The organism is Aetokthonos hydrillicola CCALA 1050 (assembly GCF_017591665.1).
Taxonomy (GTDB): domain Bacteria; phylum Cyanobacteriota; class Cyanobacteriia; order Cyanobacteriales; family Nostocaceae; genus Aetokthonos; species Aetokthonos hydrillicola.
On record NZ_JAAKGC010000034.1, the window covers coordinates 50,327 to 71,573 of the forward strand.

At 40.6% G+C, this 21,247-nt stretch carries 13 protein-coding genes; 3 read left to right on the forward strand and 10 right to left on the reverse strand.

Annotated elements, in window-relative coordinates:
- Nucleotides 1-568 precede the first annotated feature (568 nt).
- The 9 genes from G4P69_RS18380 to G4P69_RS18420 all read right to left on the reverse strand — a co-directional run bounded on the left by G4P69_RS18380 (nt 569) and on the right by G4P69_RS18420 (nt 10,461).
- Nucleotides 569-1,474 carry a DNA adenine methylase gene (locus G4P69_RS18380; RefSeq protein WP_208343442.1) on the reverse strand — a complete coding sequence of 302 codons (906 nt, stop codon included), beginning with the start codon at nt 1,472-1,474 and terminating at the stop codon, nt 569-571.
- A gap of 15 nt (nt 1,475-1,489) precedes the next feature.
- Nucleotides 1,490-2,008, reverse strand: coding sequence for a tetratricopeptide repeat protein (locus tag G4P69_RS18385; RefSeq protein ID WP_208343444.1), 519 nt, complete (start codon nt 2,006-2,008; stop codon nt 1,490-1,492).
- Nucleotides 2,009-2,740: 732 nt separating this feature from the next.
- A complete protein-coding gene (locus G4P69_RS18390; RefSeq protein WP_208343447.1) occupies nt 2,741-3,526 on the reverse strand; it encodes an ABC transporter ATP-binding protein in 786 nt (261 codons plus the stop codon).
- On the reverse strand, nt 3,516-4,640 hold the full coding sequence (locus G4P69_RS18395; protein ID WP_208343449.1) for a branched-chain amino acid ABC transporter permease: 1,125 nt from the start codon (nt 4,638-4,640) through the stop codon (nt 3,516-3,518). Before G4P69_RS18395 ends, G4P69_RS18390 begins: the two co-directional genes overlap by 11 nt.
- Before the next feature lie 1,345 nt (nt 4,641-5,985).
- A complete protein-coding gene (locus G4P69_RS18400) occupies nt 5,986-7,536 on the reverse strand; it encodes an AAA family ATPase (RefSeq protein WP_208343456.1) in 1,551 nt (516 codons plus the stop codon).
- 2 nt (nt 7,537-7,538) lie between these two features.
- On the reverse strand, nt 7,539-8,078 hold the full coding sequence (locus G4P69_RS18405; RefSeq protein WP_208343458.1) for a hypothetical protein: 540 nt from the start codon (nt 8,076-8,078) through the stop codon (nt 7,539-7,541).
- Nucleotides 8,075-8,257: a hypothetical protein gene (locus tag G4P69_RS18410; protein WP_208343460.1), complete on the reverse strand. Its 183-nt coding sequence runs from the start codon at nt 8,255-8,257 to the stop codon at nt 8,075-8,077. The genes G4P69_RS18405 and G4P69_RS18410 overlap by 4 nt, the downstream gene beginning before the upstream one ends.
- A gap of 13 nt (nt 8,258-8,270) precedes the next feature.
- Nucleotides 8,271-9,980: a hypothetical protein gene (locus G4P69_RS18415; RefSeq protein ID WP_208343462.1), complete on the reverse strand. Its 1,710-nt coding sequence runs from the start codon at nt 9,978-9,980 to the stop codon at nt 8,271-8,273.
- A complete protein-coding gene (locus tag G4P69_RS18420; protein WP_208350815.1) occupies nt 9,973-10,461 on the reverse strand; it encodes a hypothetical protein in 489 nt (162 codons plus the stop codon). The genes G4P69_RS18415 and G4P69_RS18420 overlap by 8 nt, the downstream gene beginning before the upstream one ends.
- A gap of 1,283 nt (nt 10,462-11,744) precedes the next feature.
- Here G4P69_RS18420 and G4P69_RS18425 point away from each other — a divergent pair.
- From G4P69_RS18425 to G4P69_RS18435, 3 genes are all read left to right on the forward strand, one after another.
- Complete coding sequence (locus tag G4P69_RS18425; RefSeq protein WP_208350817.1) at nt 11,745-15,335, forward strand: CHAT domain-containing protein; 3,591 nt, start codon at nt 11,745-11,747, stop codon at nt 15,333-15,335.
- A 43-nt stretch (nt 15,336-15,378) separates the two neighbouring features.
- The gene (locus G4P69_RS18430) at nt 15,379-17,454 is read left to right on the forward strand and encodes a caspase family protein (protein WP_208343972.1); all 2,076 of its coding nucleotides are present in this window, start codon (nt 15,379-15,381) and stop codon (nt 17,452-17,454) included.
- Between the two features lie 494 nt (nt 17,455-17,948).
- Nucleotides 17,949-19,535, forward strand: coding sequence for a glucose-6-phosphate isomerase (locus tag G4P69_RS18435; RefSeq protein WP_208343973.1), 1,587 nt, complete (start codon nt 17,949-17,951; stop codon nt 19,533-19,535).
- 125 nt (nt 19,536-19,660) lie between these two features.
- Here G4P69_RS18435 and G4P69_RS18440 read toward each other — a convergent pair whose 3' ends face one another.
- Nucleotides 19,661-20,941 (reverse strand): RNA-guided endonuclease InsQ/TnpB family protein, encoded by a 1,281-nt coding sequence (locus G4P69_RS18440; protein WP_208343974.1) that lies wholly within the window; start codon nt 20,939-20,941, stop codon nt 19,661-19,663.
- Nucleotides 20,942-21,247: the final 306 nt, after the last annotated feature.

A 21,247-nucleotide genomic window follows, 5' to 3' on the forward strand; every position in this document is an offset into this window, starting at 1 on the left:
TAGCACTATAACAATAACCTATTTGATAAACTTAAATATACCCGCAAAAATTCTTCACTCAAACTTAAAATTCTGTATGCGAAAATGATATCAACCTCTTGCACATTTTGCTCCCACATGCAGATATTAAGTGATCTTTTATTAAGCATCTTCTATAGCACTTACTATGAAGAACAAAGCGTTATTGACCCCGTAACAGAAAAACCAATTTCAACAACTGTCAATTTGTTCCGGGTAAATCGCTTAACTGGAGCGATACATTATGTCAGAAGTTGGACTAAATCAACTCTTAATGTCCAACCTAACCAAAAGATAGTCTCAGCCTATGAGGCTAGCGACAAGATAATCATTTCAGCCACGCTTGAGGATATGTAAAGGCATATCAAAAGGCTTCTGAGTACTGCGTGCTAAAATTGGCGTTGCTTATTGTATTAAGATATTTTGCGCCGTTGTCTAACCGTTGTGCAGCTACCTCTACTTTAGATTCATTCTTCGATTAAGCAACGCCCTCTAATCTGAGACTTAGCAAGAAAATTGTGTATATTGGCATCTCATCGATTCAAAACATTCAATAGTTTGTAATTAGAAGTTCGTCTATATGCTTTCTTTTTAAAGAGTTACAATTAATATTACGTTTTGCCTTTACTTTTTTTATTCGATAATTCTCGTATGCAATTTCAAAGAAATTGTCCGATAAATCTTCATTTTTTGGGTCAGAGTTGCTCAAGATTAACTTTGCACCCTTTTTATCAAGTAATGTAAAAAAATCTCGCAGTCTTAATTGCTCTGAATCATCAAAAGTTTTTTGTGAATATGATGTAAAATTAGCTGTTTTACTAATTGGTCTGTATGGGGGATCGAAGTAAACGAGAGAATATTCATCAACAAAATCTTCACACAGAGTATAGTCACCATGTCGAATATGAGTTTTTTGTAGAACTTGAGAAACAGCTTTTAGGTTTTCTGAGTCACAGATAGTCGGGTTTTTATATTTACCAATCGGAACATTAAAATATCCTTTTGAGTTGACTCGAAATAATCCGTTAAAGCAAGTACGGTTTAAGAAAATAATTTGGGCTGTTCTCTCTGCCCATTTTTGACTATATTTATCAAAATTTATTTGATAGCGCTGTGAATTAAATTGCAACCTTATTTGATAATAATATTCTTTTCTTTCTTCTTCATTTAGAGATAAATATTGTTTTTGAATATCTGACAAAACAGAAATTAAGTCTTTTAGGTTGTGTTTGATTGTTTGATAAGCTAACACTAATTCTGGATTGATATCGGAAATAAAAAATTCTTCAATTGGATAGCATGCAGCTAAATATAAGAAGATAGCACCACCCCCGACGAAGGGTTCAATATATTTTTTGATTGTCCCCTTCATTAATTCCTGTGGAAAAAACGTATTTATTTGTTCAAGAAGTTGACTTTTACCCCCAGCCCACTTCAAAAACGGTTTTGCTTCCATTCGACACCCTTTTTTTCAGGATAACGGTTCGGGTTTAGTATAGCGCTTTTCAAAACTATAGAGTTTAGCTAACTTGTCGAGACTATTGCGTATATCAGAGTTTGGCTCTATCGGTAGTAGATGCTGGATTTTCATGGCTTGTGCATATTCCCCTTGGTTTCGATACAGTGCAACCAAATTGCTGAGACTTTGAGTAACATTAGAGTGTTGCTTCCCTAACAAGCGAAGTCTCAATTCTAAAGCTTGTTCATATAAATTTTTAGCTTCAGTGTAACGTCCTTGGAAATAGAACAATACACCTAAGTTGTTGTAACCATTAGCAACTAAGAGATGTTCTTTTCCAAACAGGCTTTCTAAAATTTCTAGGGCTTGCATAAATAGTTGTTTCGCTTCCATGTACCGTCCTTTGCTTGCATACAATATAGCTCGGTTGGTGATACTATTAGCTTTCTGTAGCTGAGTTAAGCTATTTGTGTTGTCAAGAAGATTGGTTGTAGACTCAGTTTTTTTTGAAACATTGTTTAGTTTACGCATTTATAAACAACCCGTAGTATGTGAATAATTAAATTGATTTTCTTTAGCCAGTAGTATCTCTTTGGTTAATTCACTAACCATAACTTTTTTTCATACAGTAAAAAGTTAGGTATTAACCCCATATCAGAGGATCATTTCTGTTGTTTTAGCAAGCTCGTAACACTCCTACACCTGCATTAAGTGGTTGGTATAGAAATGTTGGGTGATGCGTTGATAGAGAAAACACGTACCGTGATAATGACTGGATTATCAATAAAAAGTACAAAAACGGCGAGCTTTGCTGACTAATATCTAAAAGTGTTCTGCTTCACCAACACCTGGAACTCAAGTTGGATCTATGACGATAGTCAGTCAGTCTATTTGGTGTTTCCACAAGTAGAGCAACTAGCTACATTGATGCAACAAGGTTCCGCTCTGTGAGTCTTTACCACGGGAAGATAAAATGTTCAGCCGGGAAAGAGCCTTTTTTGATTACTTGTGAATGCCTTATAAGAGACACCAAGTTAAATTTAAGTAATACTTAGTATTTTGTCTGTAGTTGATTGTACGGATTTTTCTTAGAAACTTCTTCCAAATTTCCGAAAAAATACGGTTTTTTTATAAAAAAATAATATTATTCGAGGGGTTTAAGACCACGGCTAAATTTTCGATTTAGCCGTTTGCAATTAGTGGCGGGTTTGAATACACCACTAATTGATTCTGACTCCTGAATTCTGACTCCTGAATTCTTCTTCAATCTGATTTACCTAAATAAGCTTCTAAAACTTTCGAGTTGCGCTGAATTTCTTGTGGCGTGCCTTCAGCAAGATTTTTACCTTCAGCAAGCACCCAAACGCGATCGCACAACGACATAATGACATCCATATTGTGTTCAATAATCAGAAATGTCATACCCGCCTTATTCCAAGCCTCAATCCTCGTACAAATTTCATCGATCAGTCTGGGATTTACCCCTGCGGCTGGTTCATCCAACAAAATTAATTTGGGGTTAGTCATCAATGCTCGTCCCAGTTCTAGCAACTTACGTTGTCCGCCTGATAATCCTCCTGCATAATCGTGTGCTTTTTCGCTTAATCCTACAGACTCTAGCAGAAACATAGCCCGTTCTCGCAGTTTCTTTTCTTCAATTGCTATCTGGGTTTGTTGAAGTTGGACTAGCCAAAAGTTCTCACCAGTTTGTTTTTGTCCTGCTAGCAGCATATTTTCTAGCACAGATAAGCGTGATAAAGTACGAGCTACCTGAAAGGTACGTACTAATCCTTGCTGAGCAATTTGGTGAGGTTGTAAGCGTTCAATAGGTTTACCGTGAAAAATCACTCTCCCACGATCTGAACGGATGAAGTTAGATATTAGGTTAAATAAGGTCGTTTTTCCTGCTCCATTAGGACCTATTAAACCAGTAATGCTACCACTGTTTACTTGGATTTCAGCATTTTCTACCGCCTTGACACCATCAAAGCTTTTAGAAAGTCCATTTGCTGAAAGTAATGGAAAGTCGGATGATTGGTTATTTACCAAGGGTAAGTTCCTCCTTTTTACCTAAAATACCTTGAGGACGCCAAATCATCAGCCCCATTAAGATTAAACCTATAACCATAATGCGAAATGCACCTAAACGTGCTTCATCAAGGGGGACGATTTTTGGCAAGACTTCACGAGTTAGAGCATCGTAAGCAAAGAAAATTACTGCCCCTAAAATTGTACCAACGTTATTACCCGAACCACCTAAAATGACCATGATCCAAGTGTCAAAGGTAAGCTGCGGTTGGAAATTATCAGGGTAAATGGCGCTAAGTTGCCACGCAAAGAATGCTCCAGCAATACCTGCGATCGCGCCTCCTAGCATTAGTGATTGCATTTTGTACCAAAAGACGTTTTTCCCCATTGCTTTGGGAACTTCTTCATCTTCGCGAATCGCTTTAAGAATTCGACCCCAAGGCGATCGCACTAAAATTTCTAGTCGCCAGAAGACAAAGGCTAATGAAAGAAGCAATAGTAACATTAAACCAGCTTTTGGGTTGTAGTCATATAGTGCGATCGCGCCAGAAATATAAATTGCCACTGACAATAGCCCAAGCAAAATTCCTACAACCAACCGAGATATAAATTCTTGCCGATTCATAAATTTTTTCTTGGGCGATGGTTGTGAAAATTTAATCCAGCGCCATAACTGCCACAAAGTTAATCCTGCAAGTATTGTTAATAATCCAATCATTAAGAGTTTAACAAACAAATTTGGTGTAAAAGTGGCTAGGGGTATAGGATAACTTTGTACCCCAAACGCACCTGATGTCCAAGTATCACCTACAGGTAAATCTTGGTTATTAACAACTAAACGAATCAGTTCGCCGACACCAATAGTAACAATTGCTAGGTAATCTTCCCGTAAACGCAGAGTTGAAAAACCAATTACCAATCCTAACAACGCTGCTGCTACAGCGCCAAGTAGCGCCGATATAAATAGAGGGACACCCTTTAGGCTTAACAACACTGTTGTATATGCCCCTAATGTCATAAAGGCAACAGGACCAAAGTTAACTAAGCCTGTAAAACCCCACTGCAAGTTAAGCCCCAAACCAAACAGGGCAAAAATTGATGTAGAAATAGCCAAGAAAATTAGATAGTCAACCATAGAAATTTTTTAGGGGATAGGGGTTGGGGCAATACTGCTCGGATAAGCAGGGGAGGCAGGGGAGACAAAAATTCCCCCCTGCTACTCCTGCTTGCCTCGACCAAGAAATTCTTTAACCGAGCAGTATTGGGAGTTGGGGGATAGGGTTTAGAGGTTGTGGGTTCGGGGTTGAGTGTAAAAAATAATTCCTACACCTACTCCCTATCCACTAATCCCTACTCCTTACTACCTACTCTCTACCCCCCATTTTATAAGTAAGTCCGCTGAAAACCCCGTATCTTTAGTGTGGGTTCGCGCGTAACATGAAATTTAGACAACGGAGTTACAGGGGTTTGAGACAACCCCTGTCGCGCATAAAGTGAAATCGGCCTTGAGGTAAGGGTTTTAGCCTCCTACCCAATTCGCGTTAAAGATGTAATTTTCCAACGTTGATGAAACGATATAATAAGGGTGACTGAGCTTCTTTGAGGATAGCGATCGCAACTGAAAGATTGATGAATGCCCGTCTTTCGAGGTTTCATGAGAAGAATTCAGTTTATGCGCGAATTTCGTGGACTGAAACCCTTATAAATTCGTTTTCAGAATTTCAACTTATGCGCGAACCCACATTATACTACGTCGAATACGTCAAACAGTGAGAATTGCAAAGTAAATATAAGCGCATAAAGTGAAATTTTGAGCAGGATCATCTGAATCAATGAGTTTTTGTTTACATTCATTGACTTTACAGCAGTCAGTGTAACTTCTGACTGCTTTCCTCTTAAACCATCGCTCTTCAGTTCAGTATTACCGTCTGTTTTTTATCTGTTATTCTATCCGTACTTTCCTTCTGTCTGAACTTTTAGTCCAAACTCCAGAAATTTAATAATTTAGAGCATGAACCCCTTTGCTGCCTTAAACTGCCCTGTAAAACTAGATGCCGAACAGCTTAGAGTTAATCCCTTAAAACATACATAATCAAAACAAAGTTAAAGGGGGGATATCTATCAACAGGAAGTAGGCCAGGCTTTAGAGATGTGATTAGACAAATTATAGGATCTCCTACCACAATAACGATTGCTAGAGCTAGTGTTATGAGCCCCACAAAAGGGAATATTCGTGATATATATGAACAAAAGATCCCGATAGGAGCAAGAAAGAGAAGATATTGAAAAGGAAGCGTTAGTAGAGCTAGTGCGAATGTATTAAACATTAATAAACACACTAGAAGCCAAACCACTGAAGCTGCTACCGAGCGTGCAACATTCAATATTGCAGTTTCTTTCCAAGCGACCTCACTAAGCGAGAAACTTGACATAATTCTTCCTCTGGTTGTATATTTTTTTATTCTTTTTCAAATCTCTACTCAGATCAAAACTGCTCGACGATTTCTAGCCGTTGAAGTTGATCCAATAATCGGTTGCCCTGATGCTGAAACGGCTCTTTCTTTCCCCCAACTTCTAATGGCATCAATCTGTTCAGGACTTGTCTTAGACAACGGTACAATGTTTTTGAAACTTGATTCAAAAAGCTCAGGGGTAATGATAGTATCCCCGTCAATAATTGATGCTTTAACTACATCGCGGACTGCTGCTTCAATATCTGCACCAGCAAAACCTTCCGATAGTTCAACTAAAGATTGTATTAGGTTTGAGTCAACTTCTTTTTTCAATCCCCTCTTGATGTATATCTTGATAATTTCTTCCCTTTCTTGTGACGATGGTAAATCTACAAAAAATAGTTCATCAAAACGTCCTCTTCTCAGAAGCTCAGGTGGTAGTTTCGAAACATCATTTGCGGTTGCAACTACAAAAACTCTGGCACGTCCCTCTTGTAACCAGAAGAGAAATTGACCTACTAACCGCGCACCAACCCCGCCATCATTGGCTTGCATTGCCCCAGCTAATCCTTTTTCAATTTCATCAATCCACAATACACAAGGAGCAACATGATCGGCGGTGCTTAAAGCATCCTTGAGTCGTCCTTCACTTTGCCCAATGTATGCGCCTTGAATCGTAGACAAGTCCAATCGGTAAAGAGGTAATTCCCAGCTTGCTGCAATAGCTTTAGCAGACAGAGATTTTCCACAACCCGGTACTCCTACCAATAACACTCCTCTAGGTGGACGTATACCTCTTGCTCTAAGATCAGCGGTGAGAAGTGGTTTTTCTCGATCTAGCCACTGTTTAAGTCCAGAAAGTCCACCGACATTTAATTGATTTTCTCTAATCTCAACTTTTTCTAGTCCCGAAATGTCAGCAAATATCATATCCTTGACATGCATTAATTCTACGATGTCTGACTTCAAGACTTTGCCGTTGGCTAATAGAGAGACAATACTGTTTTCAGCTTCAATTCTTGTAACGCCTGCTAGTATAGCTGCTGCTCGACGTTCGTCCTCAAGATCCCACTCTATAGTCATTTGACCTCGATAAGGATCTAACTGCTCTTTGATAATTATTAACATTTCGTCTTCTGTTGGAGGATCGAGGGTTAATGCAAAACCCAGTCGTTGTAATTGCCCCCAAATAGGTTTTGTTGTAATAACAACTAAAACTCCACCAGTTTCTGTAGCAAGCATTACTAAATCCGATACTTGACGAGCAAAAGCAGAATCATCCTCAAGATCGGTAACTTCTGTAAACACAAAAGTTAGGTTTTGTTTTTGACCAATTTGGTGACTCGCAAAATCGAGGGCACCAGCTACAGAATGATCGTCATTAACTTGTGTATTTGCGGGAAGTTGTCTAGTCCCTTTTGACAGGGTGTGGTAGAAGATTGGAGCGCTTAGAGTTTCAGCAACCTCGCTCAGGATTTCTAAAACTCTAGAACGCTCTGCACTTCTAATTGATATAAATGGTATACGAGCTTTTAGATACCGAGTTAAACTTGACTTGAGATTTTGAGAGTCGTTCATAGCTACAGAAGAATTCTTCTTTGTGGTTTTATATTTTCAGTTTTCTGTGAATCCTTACTAGTGGAACTATCAGTAGGCGGTAACACAGCTTCTTTGTTGAAATTTAGCAAAGAATTATTTTTTAATAAGGAAGCAAGCCGACCAGATCTATCAGACTTCGCACTTTGCTCTAAAGAGGACTGTGCTTGCTTAGCATACTTATTAACGGCTTCTTGCAGATAGTTCCTCAAATCTTCAGGCACAGGTTTGAGTAAGCTAATTTGGAACAGAAACGTTAGAGTTCGCCTAGCAACAGTTAAAGCTTTCACAATATCAAACTCATTGTTTGCGCCCAAAGACAAATTCTTTTGCAAACGACTAGCACACTGTTTTAGTACCTTGTCATAAGCATCTGCAAAACGACTAGCAAATCTTTCTGCGCTTCCTTTAGACCATTCAATTTTACCTGAATCGAGAATTGGCAACTCGCTAGTTTGAAGTGTGCCATCAATCAATCGATCTAGACAATCGCTCCATTGAGCATAAGTAACTGGAGGTTTCATAAACGGCGTACTCGACGAATAACAAAAGTTGCTGGTGGCATCAATTCCCAAGAGGGAAGTTCGTAAACATACTCTGACTTATCAATTACACTTTTCTCAGCACTTTGAGAACTGGTAGACTGATTGTTCATAGTCTGTTGCTCTGAAGAATCTGACAATGGATCGCTTTGATTACTCATCCTTCAACTCCAACTATTTCATAAACAAGCGTCGAGACGAGCCGTGTGGATTAAGTATGTATTCTTCAGGAGTGATACCCTCAAGCAATTCTGTAACTTTTGTTTCTCTTTGATCGCAAGAAAGATATTCTCGCCGCCAGTCAACAATTTCTGCAAGTGTCGCTCGTAAAACTTGCTGAGTGTTTGCATTAAAGGTTCTATAGTCGTTTTCAATCTTCTTTTTAGTTGCTTCAGTTTGTTTTTTCGCAACAAAAAATGAAACGCCACCTCCAGCACCAACCAACATCATGAAAAAGTTTTTGGAAGAAAGGGCTGGGAAGAATAACAGAGTACCAATGACCAGGTAAGCCCAAACCAGAGGATTTATCTTAACTTTAGATAAAGCATCTTGTTTGCGCTTTTCATAGTGTGATTCAACGTCACTGACTAATTGGAGTTCGTTAGAGCCATCAGTAGAGGAGCCTTTCCAATCATCAATGGATAGTTCTATCGTTTGTGGAACTTTGAGACGATTTTTTGCAGTGAAATCCTGATGGGCAGAAACGATCCATTCGTGAGACAAAGCGATCGCGAAGCGTTGAGTGGCAAGAGAAGTCTCAGTTAGCTCAGGAGTAATTGCTGCGTTTGATAAAATCTGAGTAAAGGTAACTTTATCTTCAAAAGCACTTTTTTCCATATCATACTGCTGTTGTGCCCTATCTGTATGACCTCCATGCTTAATAATCAAACTCTGCAACCGCTCTTCACTGATCAACGGCAGTTCCTCATCGTCGAATTTAGTTGCCAAGCTTGTGAGAAGCCGATCAACTTCATCTTCAAACTTAGCCAGACGAGTAATTTCCCCTTCAAATACACCCTTAAAGTAGTTAAAAATATCTTCATGTCCTTTTGCTTCCCGCAAAACCTCAGATAATTTACTCCAAGTAGGACTGTACTTCCTTAAATAAGGATAAATTTCATCCGAAAGAGGCGCTATCTTAGAACGAAGCGCATCTTCCCATCGTTGTCTCTGTTGATCGATATAACCAGCTTTTTCTGATAGCTCGTTTAACCAAGTCTCAATCCTTGTCAAACATTTACTGTATGTTTCTATCCCAAAAACGCCATTAACGAGTGCGTTTAGAACAACGATCATTTGGCGATCTAAAGTTTCTGGATCTTGCATACCAAAATAGCGATCTAACCAGATTTGGTACGCTTGTGAACGCTTGGCACGACGCATGATTAACGCGAAAAACAAGGAAGCTTTTTCGTCATCACGCTGTAGTGCTTCTGCAACTGCACGATCAGCTAACTCTTTGTTATCCAGCAACCAGGATGACGTTGCAACTAACACAGGAGCTAGCCAGTACTTAGGTGCTGACAGCATTAACTCATCTGTTGTATTTGCGATCGTTTCTCGCTTCACGAGACTTAGATCGGCAGCTTGTAGTATACCTGTTGTTCTCCGACGAAGTTCATTGTAGAAGCCAAACTTTTGTTCTAATTCTTGACGAACCGTCACCAACCTCGTCTGTGCCAGTTGTAACTGTTTGTCCTTGATATCTTTCTCAATAAAGTCGTTAATAATTTTACGAAGCTCTTTAAAATCCCCCTGAAACTTGGTCAATCTATCATCTACAGAATCCACTCGTTGTTTGACGTCTACAACTACTGGTCCTATATCTTTAAGGTAACGACGAATATCAGAAATATCTTCACGAGGAACAATGCGATCAGCCATTGATGTCTTCTCCAACATTTATAAGGGAAGTGGAGCCATTTTTAGATACAGCTACTATGTATTCGGAATAAACTTCTATGTATTCATAGGATGAGTGCAGAGCCATAGATCTGGCTTTTTCAAGTGCAGCAGGAAGCGGTTCACCGACTTTATAGTGATGAACAATGCTGCCCATTATTTGAAGAGTGTGTACTTCAAAAGGGTGTCCAAGGTAACACTTGGCTACAATGCCGAGCAATAGGTTTGATATGTCAGGCAATTCTGAGTTGATTATTTCAATGAGCTTGTTAAAGGCATCTGTTTCAAATATGTGCCCTCCTGCATCTAGTTGATGTAAAGCTTCCATATAAGAGGGAGAACGTTTTTGCCGAAGAAACTTCTGAATCTGACTTTTTGTAAGAGAGGATGAAGCTTTCTGTGTTACAGAAAACAGAGATTGAGTTTCCGACTTTGGACCACTACCCAAAATTTGACGCTTCACTAAAGCACTCCTTGTAATTTTAATACTTTGGTAATTTGCTACTTCTTTTTACTTAACACCGTTATAGCCAACGAAAAATCAAGCCTTGTCAGCGACTATTTCCGTTTTCGTTCTTGATCTCCAACAGGCAAAAGGAAAACGGGGATATAGTGCGAACCATAGAACCATATACAGTAAACGCCAATAACCTGTTCGTAGGATCGCTTAGGGCTCGGAAAAACTTATTGCGAACAATGATAGAGAATATGTACTATTCTAATAAACTATCTCACTTTTGTATACTAAGTCAAGTTTGAATTCTTGATGAAGAAAGCTATATACTGAGTTTATTTCTGATGATCCTGGCTAAGTCCCTGCCCTATAAAAAAGTAGCTTGTTTATCCTGGGATGCCCCGACACCAGGCAGGATCTCAGTTCCACGGACCAGCACGCTACTACTGATACAGAACATCATATGGATCATCATTATCACTTAGCCATGCACTACCATTTTTAGGTACACTCTACCGCAAGCATCGTTTCAGAAGAGAGGAATAAAGTGGCAGCACTACCCTCGATTCTACCTCTCGGTTGGGATCCCTGACTGTCTAATTAGTAGATTAAAGCTTATCCATTAACTATTTTGGTAGATTCAAGCTTTAAAATTTGTTGTTATGTACCAATAAGACAGTCAGGGGTTGGGACTCATTAACCGAAAAATGACGTTTTTATCTCGGTTGTTTCCATTATTATCAGTCTATAGGTATATTGACAAAGACTTCATGACTTTAAATTGTCACAGGTGAATAATATGCCTTTCTTACCTAATTTGGAGAAATACTAAGTATTAATATTTAATGTGTATTTAAATTAAATTAACTACAAAGCACTACACGTAGATATGGATAATTTAAGTGTAGAAAGTGGCAGAAGAAATAGCGCATATGATCAAGCCCAACTACTTCAAAATTCTAGCTGTAGGTTTATTTGCATCCTTAATGGTGGTTTAGATCTGTTAAGCATGTTAAACACTTTTATAAGTGAGACAGTAAATTTCAAGAACTACCGTTTGAGTTTGGTCAGTTGCGCATCTCGTGGGGATGCTCGACACCTAAACAACTTAGTTTGGTTACATTCCCCTTGCCACCAGATCATGCACACCAACAAGTCCATAAACTAAAAGGAAAAGCTCTGTTCAATCCTGGGATCTTACTGAGGCGCTCTCGTCTTGATTGGGAAAAGTCAGGAGCCTTCAGTCCTAAGTCAGAAAAATTATTTTCTTTTTTTGGAGTCTGAAAAATCAAATGAAAAATCCCCAAGATTTTGCCTTGGCAAGTCAGCAGTGTCGCTATCTTTACGAGCAAGGAAGATATGAGGAAGCACTGACCCTTGCTATTCAGATTCGTGATAGTACCCTAAAACATTTGGGAAGGAACCATCCCTACTATGCCAAGAGCTTACTTAATTTAGCAGGTTTTTACTATTTACTGGGTAGAAACAATGAAGCGAATGAAGTACATCAGGAATTACAGAATATTCAATCACAAACCGCACACGAAGAAGATCCAAGCCATGTTATCAATTCAATGAATAATCGGGCAGAACAATGTCGTGTAGAGGGTAAATATGAAGAAGCAGAACAGATTTTTCAACAAGCTCTCCAACTTGGGAGAAGAACTTTAGGGGAGCAACATCCTCTTATTCTTCAGTGTCAGGCTAATCTTGCTTCGGTGTATTATGAAAGAGGACAGTATAATGAAGCTGAACATCTACTGTTACAAGTTGATGAAATCCACCGTCAAATAGGAAGAAACAGCCCTCAAGAGGATGCCCAAATACTGAGTACATTGGCATCGATATTTCATGCTAAAGGTGACTACACCAAAGCTATAGAATTTCAGCATAAGGGGTTACAAACGTTGCGTCAAGGATTTAGCAATAAACACCCCTTTGTAGGAAAATTACTGAATAATTTGGCTGCGTTGTACAAGGAGGTAGGTAGGTATAAAGAGGCAATAGTACATTACCAAGAAGCGATAGATATACTATGTCAAAGGTTAGGAGAGCAGCATCCAGACTTTGCCACTAGTCTGAACAATTTGTCAGAATTGTATTCTTCAATGGGTAACTATGAAGATGCTGAACCACTGCTTCGTCAGGCTATGGAGATCCAACGACAGATCAAGCCCAATCATCGTGACTTTGCTACTAGTTTGAACAACTTAGCTGACCTCTACCGAGACATGGGGCGATACAGTGAGGCTGAGCCTCTTCGACAAGAAGCGTTGGAGATTTTCCGTCGCGCCTTAGGAGACAATTCTCAAAATCATCCAGATTTAGCAAACTATCTTTGCAACTCAGCAGTGCTTCATGAAGCTAAGGGTAAATATGATAAGGCACTGTCCCTTTATCGACAAGCATTAGAGATTCAACGTGAAATATTAGGGGAAAACCACACAGATACTGCCAATACTCTAAGCAGTTTAGCGGAGCTATATCGCAAGCTGAATGACTACAATTCTGCGATGGATCTTTTGCCCAAAGCACTCGATATTAAGCGGAGAGTTCTGGGAGAAAATCATCCGGAGGTTGCTCGGATGCTAAATAATCTTGCGCTTATAGCTACTAACTTACGAGAATATACCTTTGCTCAGGAGCTATACAAAGAAGCACTATCAATTTATCGTCAAGTATTTGGAAGAAATAATCCAGAGTTTGCCACAATCTTAAGCAATTTAGCTAATTTGCATCAGGCAACGGGGAACTATGCTGTAGCAGAAATGCGTTGTCGACAAGTATTGAAAATTCGCCATAAAATCTTGGGAGAGCAACATTTTGACTTTGCTAGTAGCTTGAACAATTTAGCGGAAATATACCGTGCAACAGGCAACTATGCTGATGCTGAGCCTCTCTATCAGCAAGCACTAAAAATCTTGCATCAAACAGTTGGAGAAACACATTCAGATGTTGCTACTTTGCTAGATAACCTTTCAAAACTATATGTTGCAACTGGGAAATCAACCGAAGCATTGGACTTAATACAAGAAATTGCTGCGATTGATGATCGCATGGTTGAGCAAGTTTTCTCCAGCGTCTCTGAGAGACAACGCTTACTCTATCTACTAAAGCTTCAATCTCACATTAGTGGTTTTCTCTCGCTGATTGTCCACTCTTTCTCTAATTCTCAATCAGCTTTAGGAATGGCATTGGATTTGGTCTTAAAACGTAAGGCAATTGCGGCTGAAGCATTAGCTGTTCAACGGGATGCTGTACTGAGTGGACGTTATCCAACTTTAAGAGATAAGTTGCAAGACTTGGCAACGTTGCGAATGCAGATTGCCTATAAGGTAATGGCGGGTTCAGCAGTGGATGAAAATTTGCAAACTCATCAGGAGCTTCTAGCTCAATGGGAGAAACAACGAGAACAACTTGAAGTAGAGCTGGCAGGGCAAATTCCAGAAATGCGATTGAACCAGCAGTTTAAATCAGCTAATCGCCATTTGATCGCCTTAGCTTTGCCTAAGGAAAGTATGCTAGTTGAGTTTATTCGCTTTAGGATGTTTAATTTCAATGCTGTACGCGCACAAGAGGAAATAGAGTGGGGAAAATCTCGGTATCTAGCTTTTGTTATAGCTGCTGGAAAGCCAGATATTGTCGAAATGATTGACTTAGGTGAAGCTGAGATAATTGAGCAAAAAATTACCGAATTTCGAGAACTAATTACTGCTGAAATCAAGCGTTATGATAGAAAAATTTCAGATATAAATGCGCAAGATACAAAACCACAAGAAGAGGACATGAGATATGGTCGTCCTTCTCCATCGAGCCTAACTAATTCCAACACCAACAGCGGTGTGGCTCTAAGACAAATCCTATTTGACCCACTAAAACCAGCTATCAGAAGTTGTAAAAAGCTGTTTATAGCTCCAGATGCTGACTTGAATCGGCTACCATTTGAAGTTCTCCCTATCAGTGAGGAACGTCAATTAATTGACGAATACCAAATTGTCTATCTCAGTACTGGTCGCGATCTCCTGCGTTTTGGCTCCACTCCACTCAGTCAGTCTAGTAAACCTTTTGTAGTTGCTGACCCAGACTTCGATCTGTGTAGTGAAACATCAGTTAAATCAAGAGAGACGACTGAAGCATTTGGTTCCCAGTCTCGCGATTTTGAACGCAGTAAACTGCACTTTGGGCAGTTGCATGGTACGCGGTTTGAGGGTGAGCAAATTGCTAAAATGCTTGGTGTTCAGCCTTTTCTAGGGAAAGAGGCACTAGAAACTCGGTTGAAAACCTTCCGTTCACCATACATTGTTCATATCGCTACTCATGGTTTCTTTCTTAACGATCAAGAGTATAATCTGAACCAAGAGACGATTGGTCAATCAGACCGACTGTCACAGCAGAACTTGGAGAATCCTTTGTTGCGTTCAGGATTGGCTTTGGCAGGGGCTAACACTTGGCTCAATAAGGGTTTCTTACCTGAGGAAGCTGAGGACGGTATCTTAACTGCTGAAGATGTCTCTGGTCTAGATCTCCTAAACACTGAGCTAGTAGTGCTTTCAGCGTGTGAAACGGGTTTAGGTGCAGTGCAGGCTGGGGAGGGAGTTTTTGGCTTACGACGAGCCTTTGTGCTCGCAGGTGCTAAGACCTTGGTCATGAGTCTATGGAAGGTGCCAGATCAACAAACACAGGAGTTAATGACAGATTTCTATCGTAGGCTTTTACAAGGTGAACCCAGAGCAGAAGCTTTACGCATGGCGCAACTCTCTATGAAAAGTAGATACCCTCACTCGTACTATTGGGGGGCGTTTATCTGTCAAGGCAATCCAGAACCTTTACTCAATCCTCTTACGAGCTTTGTTAGTAGAAATGCAACGGAAACTTCAGTTTAATTAAAAGTAATAATCATATTGCAGATTGAATACACATTCGCTTATGAGTATTGAGCAAATCGGTGTTAAAACCGGTTCTTCGTTTTGGGCACTGCTTATTGGTATTGATATATACCAAACGGAAAAAAATCTGCGTGGCTGTGTCAACGATGTAACAGCTATGAGGGTTTTTCTGATAAATCAATTGGGTGTTCCAGAAGATCACATTCGGACTTTAACCAACCAAGAAGCGACGCGAGCTAACATTCTTCAAACATTTCAAGAATTTCTAATTAACAATCTTGCTATCCAAGTCAACGACCAAATTTTATTGCATTACAGCGGTCATGGTTCCCAAATACGTGATGTCACAGGTATAGAACCTGACGGGTATAACGAAACACTGGTTCCGCACGACAGCAGAACCCCTGGTGTTTACGACATACCAGATAAAACGCTGGCTGCATTGCTTGATCGCTTGGTCGAAAACAAGGGCGATTATGTCACTGTCATTCTTGACAGTTGCCATTCTGGCTCTGGCACTCGTGACATTGAAGGACTCAGCATTGCTCTGTCCCGGCAGGTACCCCCTGACGAAAGGATCCCACCTACTGACTTAGACACTAATATTCTTACCGGCACTGCTATCCGAACCATAGGATCTAGTGGTTGGTTTCGTCCAAAGATGTCCCATATCCTTTTAGCAGGTTGCCGTGATCGCCAAATGTCCAACGAGTATTGGGCAAAGAGTGAAGAGCAAGAAGGTGTATGGCACGGGGCAATGACCTTTTTTACTCTGCAAGCCCTTAGTCAAATGGCTCCAGGAACAACCTACGCTGAGCTTTATGAAAGGGTAGCTGCTCAAGTAAATGGTATCTATCCTAACCAGATGCCTCAGTGTGAGGGCGATCGTGAGCGAGTAATTTTTGGTAATATACGCGTACAACAAGATCCCTTCATCACAGTTCGTGAAGTAATGGGTGATATTGTCACCTTAGGGGCTGGCTTGGTACATGGATTGCATCAGGGAACTCGACTAGCTCTTTATCCAGCGGAGGTTCGTACGCACGATTCTCTACCAGCAACCCCTGTGACAACAGTCGAAGTATTCAAGGTTTGGGCAACTACTGCTCATGCTCGGAGTCTCTTTGCTCTCGAAGAGCTCATTCCATTACATGCTCGGGGTCTAATTACGGAACAGGTTTATATTGGCTTGCGTCAAATAGTAACCTTAAAAGCAATTGAAGGCGAAATCAATCAACAAGCAATTACTCACCTATACAAAGCCATTCAGCAGGCAACTCCTGACCAGAAGCCATCACCTCATCTAAAAGTACTGGATGATTCAAGCCAAATAGCAGATTTGCATGTGATAGCTACCGATGGAACATTAAGCATCTACAACAGCAACGGCGAGTTACTTGTCATTCCTGACAAAATCCAGAATCAGGGAGAAGACAGCGCAATAGCTGCACGTCATTGCTTGGAGAACATTGCTCGGTATCGCCAAATCCTGAATTTAATTAACTCGGAACCAGGTTCTCAATTGGCAGGCAAAGTTAAGGTTAGACTCCGTCGCTATTTGTCAAATTTGAAACCATACGAACTCCAAGACCTGCTTGATGAAACTACCAGAACTGGGGGAGAAGTAAATTTATACTACAACGCCAAAGATAAAGACCAGAATGAGTATGTAGTAGAGGTAATAAACAATTCACTCGTGCCAATTTATCCCCACGTTTTTATCATGAATCCCGATTACAGTATCTACCGTTTGTATCCTGCTGTGGGTCAGGAAGAGGCTCTTTGTCCCCAACAAACTCTAATTTCAGGTCTGCCTGGATCGGGAGGGTATCGGCTCAGCTTTTACCTACCAGATGAACCAAGGTGGAATATTTGTCGGGACTACTTAAAAGTTATTGTAACAACCACTCCCAGTGACCTAAGATGGCTAGAACAACGTGGACTCAACATAGCTCCTCCCGGTCGAAGATCTGCTCGTTCGATCAGTTCATATTTAGAACAGCTGTTGGACATTCTCCTGTACGATACTGGAACTCGTTTTGGTCATCCTGCTAGCAACATATATCAGGAAGATTGGACAACTTTAGAAACTCCTCTTACTATTGTGCGTACGTGACGAGCATAAGATGTTGTTCTCGATTAACCTAGACTTAGTACACGATTGCACAAGTTCGTGACGAAATCAAAATAAAGTCTTTCGTTCGTAGTTGCGCTTTAGCGAAGACAGCGCAACTACGAACAAAAATGCTACGAATTTATGAAATGTTGTACTTAGCAGACTAGTTTGTGTAGCTCAGAACCGAATGGCACGCTCGTTAAGGGTTAAGATTGACGCGGAGAGGGGAGACACGGGGACGCGGAGATAGAATTTTCCCCGCGTCGCGGCGTCACCATGTCAGCCCCTTTTTAGGTTTTTCTTAGTGCCATTCAGCTCAGAACCCCATCCCCTTGTGGGTCGCGCAGTTGACGATAACATTAGGTTGTCATCCTAACGCCAGATGTTTCAGGTGAACATCAAGACAACACTTAAAACTATATAAGGGTGACAAAGGATTGGCTGCACGTTAGCTTAAACTTGTCTTTGAAAATCACTTTACTTGAGATTTCCCTATGGACGCTACGGCACTTTGGCAACGATACCAGAAATGGTTATATTTCCACGAAGGATTAGGATTTTACCTAGATGTTAGCCGGATGCGGTTTGACGATACCTTTGTGGAGGCTTTACAGCCAAAATTTGAGAAGGCTTTCGCGGATATGGAAGAACTTGAGAAGGGTGCGATCGCAAACCCAGATGAAAACCGTATGGTGGGACACTACTGGCTGCGAAATCCTTCCTTAGCTCCAACACCCGAACTCCAAGAAGAAATTGTCAACACCATAGAGCAAATCGAAACTTTTGCTGAAAAGATCCGTACAGGTGCAATTCACCCACCAAAAGCGTCTCGTTTTACTGATATTATCTCGATTGGCATTGGTGGTTCTGCTCTTGGTCCTGAATTTGTTGCTCAAGCTCTAGCCCCAGACTTTCCACCTTTAGGGATTCACTTTATCGACAATACCGATCCAGCAGGCATTGATCGCATCTTAACTCATTTGCGTAACCGCCTTTCCAGCACTTTAGTATTAGTCATTTCTAAATCTGGGGGAACACCGGAACCACGCAACGGCATGATTGAAGTCAAAAAAGCTTACGCTGGACAAAATCTAGACTTTGCTAATTATGCGATCGCCATTACAATGCCTGGTAGTAAGCTAGACGAGCAAGCAAAATCCGAAGGTTGGCTAGCTCGGTTTCCCATGTTCGACTGGGTAGGAGGACGGACCTCAGAACTCTCTGCTGTAGGACAAGTACCAGCTGCATTGCAGGGCATTGATATTCGTGCCATGCTAGAGGGTGCAAAAGAAATGGATGATGCTACCCGCATACCCAACATAAAACAGAACCCAGCAGCATTATTAGCGTTGTCTTGGTACTTTTCTGGGAACGGTAAGGGCGAAAAAGACATGGTTATCCTACCTTATAAGGATAGTTTATTGCTATTCAGCCGTTATTTGCAACAGCTGGTGATGGAATCGTTAGGTAAAGAGAAAGACTTAGATGGAAACATAGTCCATCAAGGTATTGCTGTTTACGGCAACAAAGGATCAACAGACCAACATGCTTATGTACAGCAACTACGTGAAGGTGTGGCGAACTTCTTTGTGACGTTTATTGAAGTTTTAGAAGATCGCAAAGGACAATCTCCAGAAATAGAGACAGGAGTGACATCAGGTGATTATCTGTCTGGTTTTCTTCAAGGAACCCGACAAGCACTGTATGAAAACCAACGTGATTCGGTTACAGTTACCATTCCTCAAGTCAACTCACGCATAGTAGGCGCGTTGATTGCCTTGTATGAACGTGCTGTTGGTTTTTATGGCAGTTTAGTCAATGTGAATGCTTACCATCAGCCAGGAGTAGAAGCTGGGAAGAAAGCAGCGGCAGCTATTCTTGAGTTGCAGAAGCAAGTCCTTGAAGTTATACAGACAGAAAAAACAAGCCTTTCCATAGAAGAAATTGCACAAAAAGCAGGCGCATCAGACCAAATTGAGGCAATTTACAAGATTCTGCGACACTTACATGCTAATCAGCGTGGTGTCGTTTTACATGGGGATTTTGGACAACCCAGCAGTTTGAAAGTGTCCATAACCTGATAGATTTGTCTCCACATCATATTTTGGTAAAATTTTGTTGCATCAGCAACATTTTTTTTACATTTATGCATCTTAAAAATTGGCGGCGCTTACACCGTCTATCTAAGATGCCTTTTGTGAACTACCTACACTGACCTGAGTACAGGTACAGTGTAGGCTTCCGTACTCATAGGGGTGTGCCTCTGTTCGGACGAGCCTCCCGTTGGTCTTACCTCCCCTCCTACGGCAGTACCGGGGTTCCCTCCGGCAGTGACCGACTGACTAGCAGCTAGTTCTAGAATCCGAATACCCTCTGCTCTAATATTTATTGCTGCATTCTCATCCCTGTCATGATGAACACCGCAGTGAGGACAAGTCCACACACGTACATCTAAAGGCATTTCATCCATTTTGTGAGAACAATTAGAACAGAGTTTAGAAGAGGGAAACCATCTATCAATCTCAACCAACAAGCCGCCTTTACGTTCTAGCTTGTAAGCTAAGAAATTGGTGAACATTCCCCACCCTGCATCGGATATTGACTTTGCTAAGTTGTGATTACGATAGCGAAGCGTTAGCGAGTCCTCGAGCGTCACCAACATGACGATATTTAGGTTTTCTACTACTACAACTTGGTTATCGTTGACCAGCTTTGTGCTTAGCTTTTGTAAAAAATCCTGCCGTGAATTAGTCACACGTTCGTGAACTTTAGCGACAATTCTTTTAGCCTTAAACCTTGACTTACTTCCGTCCTTTTTACGTGCTAATTTTTGCTGTTTGCGGTTGAGGTTTTTCTCATGTTTGACAATATGCTTGGGGTTGTCGAACTTAGACACTTTCTCACCACTGCTGACTACTGCAAAGTGTTTCAGTCCTAAGTCAATCCCAATCACATTACCTTCAATAGAAGGTTCTGGTGTCTCACCCTCTACCTCAAATAAGATAGAAGCGAAGTATTTACCAGAAGGACACTTACTCACGGTAACAGTCTTAATTTTCCCTTCAATTGGTCGATGAGTAACGGCTTTAATATCACCAATACCACCCGGAAGTTTAACAACATCCTTTTCGACTTTGACATTTTGAGGATATTGAATAGACTGTTTATCTTTCTTTGATTTGAACCGAGGAAATTTAGCTCGTCCTTCAAAGAAATTTTTATAAGCTTTGGTAAGGTTGAGTGTTGTAGCTTGAAATATTTGACTATAACAATCAGCTAACCATTTTGTCTCTTCTGCTTTTTTAAGCTTTGGTAAAAGTGCGTTGAGTGCTGATTGTCCAAGTCCTTTACCTGTTTCCTTATAAGTCTCAATTGACTTATTCAGTGCATAATTCCACCACCAACGAGAACACCCGAAAGCTTGCGCTAACTGAATTTGTTGCACCTTCGTTGGATATATACGAACTTTGACAACCTTTAGCAACACTCAACATCACCTCCTTTTTTTATCGCTTGAATCTATGATAACATAATCATGTTCATGTTATGTACATAGTATGGCAAAAAAACATTTACACATTCTTATTACAGAACGAAGAATGAATAAATTGCGCTTATATGCGGCAATAACAGAAAAGACAATGACCCAAGTTGTTGAAGAATTAATTGACTCGGTGAAAATCCCGGAAGTTGACAACTCCGACGCTCGATGACTCGAAGAGAGCTTCGCTATCAAACACCCCGTTCCCTCATCAACCTAGCGGTTGATATTAGTCAGGGGTGTTATCGTCGC

Bases quoted from the DNA above. Each gene is read 5' to 3' on its own strand.
- G4P69_RS18380 (WP_208343442.1), bottom strand. From the start codon at position 1,474: ATGGAAGCAAAACCGTTTTTGAAGTGGGCTGGGGGTAAAAGTCAACTT.
- G4P69_RS18385 (WP_208343444.1), bottom strand. From the start codon at position 2,008: ATGCGTAAACTAAACAATGTTTCAAAAAAAACTGAGTCTACAACCAAT.
- G4P69_RS18395 (WP_208343449.1), bottom strand. From the start codon at position 4,640: ATGGTTGACTATCTAATTTTCTTGGCTATTTCTACATCAATTTTTGCC.
- G4P69_RS18400 (WP_208343456.1), bottom strand. From the start codon at position 7,536: ATGAACGACTCTCAAAATCTCAAGTCAAGTTTAACTCGGTATCTAAAA.
- G4P69_RS18405 (WP_208343458.1), bottom strand. From the start codon at position 8,078: ATGAAACCTCCAGTTACTTATGCTCAATGGAGCGATTGTCTAGATCGA.
- G4P69_RS18410 (WP_208343460.1), bottom strand. From the start codon at position 8,257: ATGAGTAATCAAAGCGATCCATTGTCAGATTCTTCAGAGCAACAGACT.
- G4P69_RS18415 (WP_208343462.1), bottom strand. From the start codon at position 9,980: ATGGCTGATCGCATTGTTCCTCGTGAAGATATTTCTGATATTCGTCGT.
- G4P69_RS18425 (WP_208350817.1), top strand. From the start codon at position 11,745: ATGAAAAATCCCCAAGATTTTGCCTTGGCAAGTCAGCAGTGTCGCTAT.
- G4P69_RS18430 (WP_208343972.1), top strand. From the start codon at position 15,379: ATGAGTATTGAGCAAATCGGTGTTAAAACCGGTTCTTCGTTTTGGGCA.
- G4P69_RS18435 (WP_208343973.1), top strand. From the start codon at position 17,949: ATGGACGCTACGGCACTTTGGCAACGATACCAGAAATGGTTATATTTC.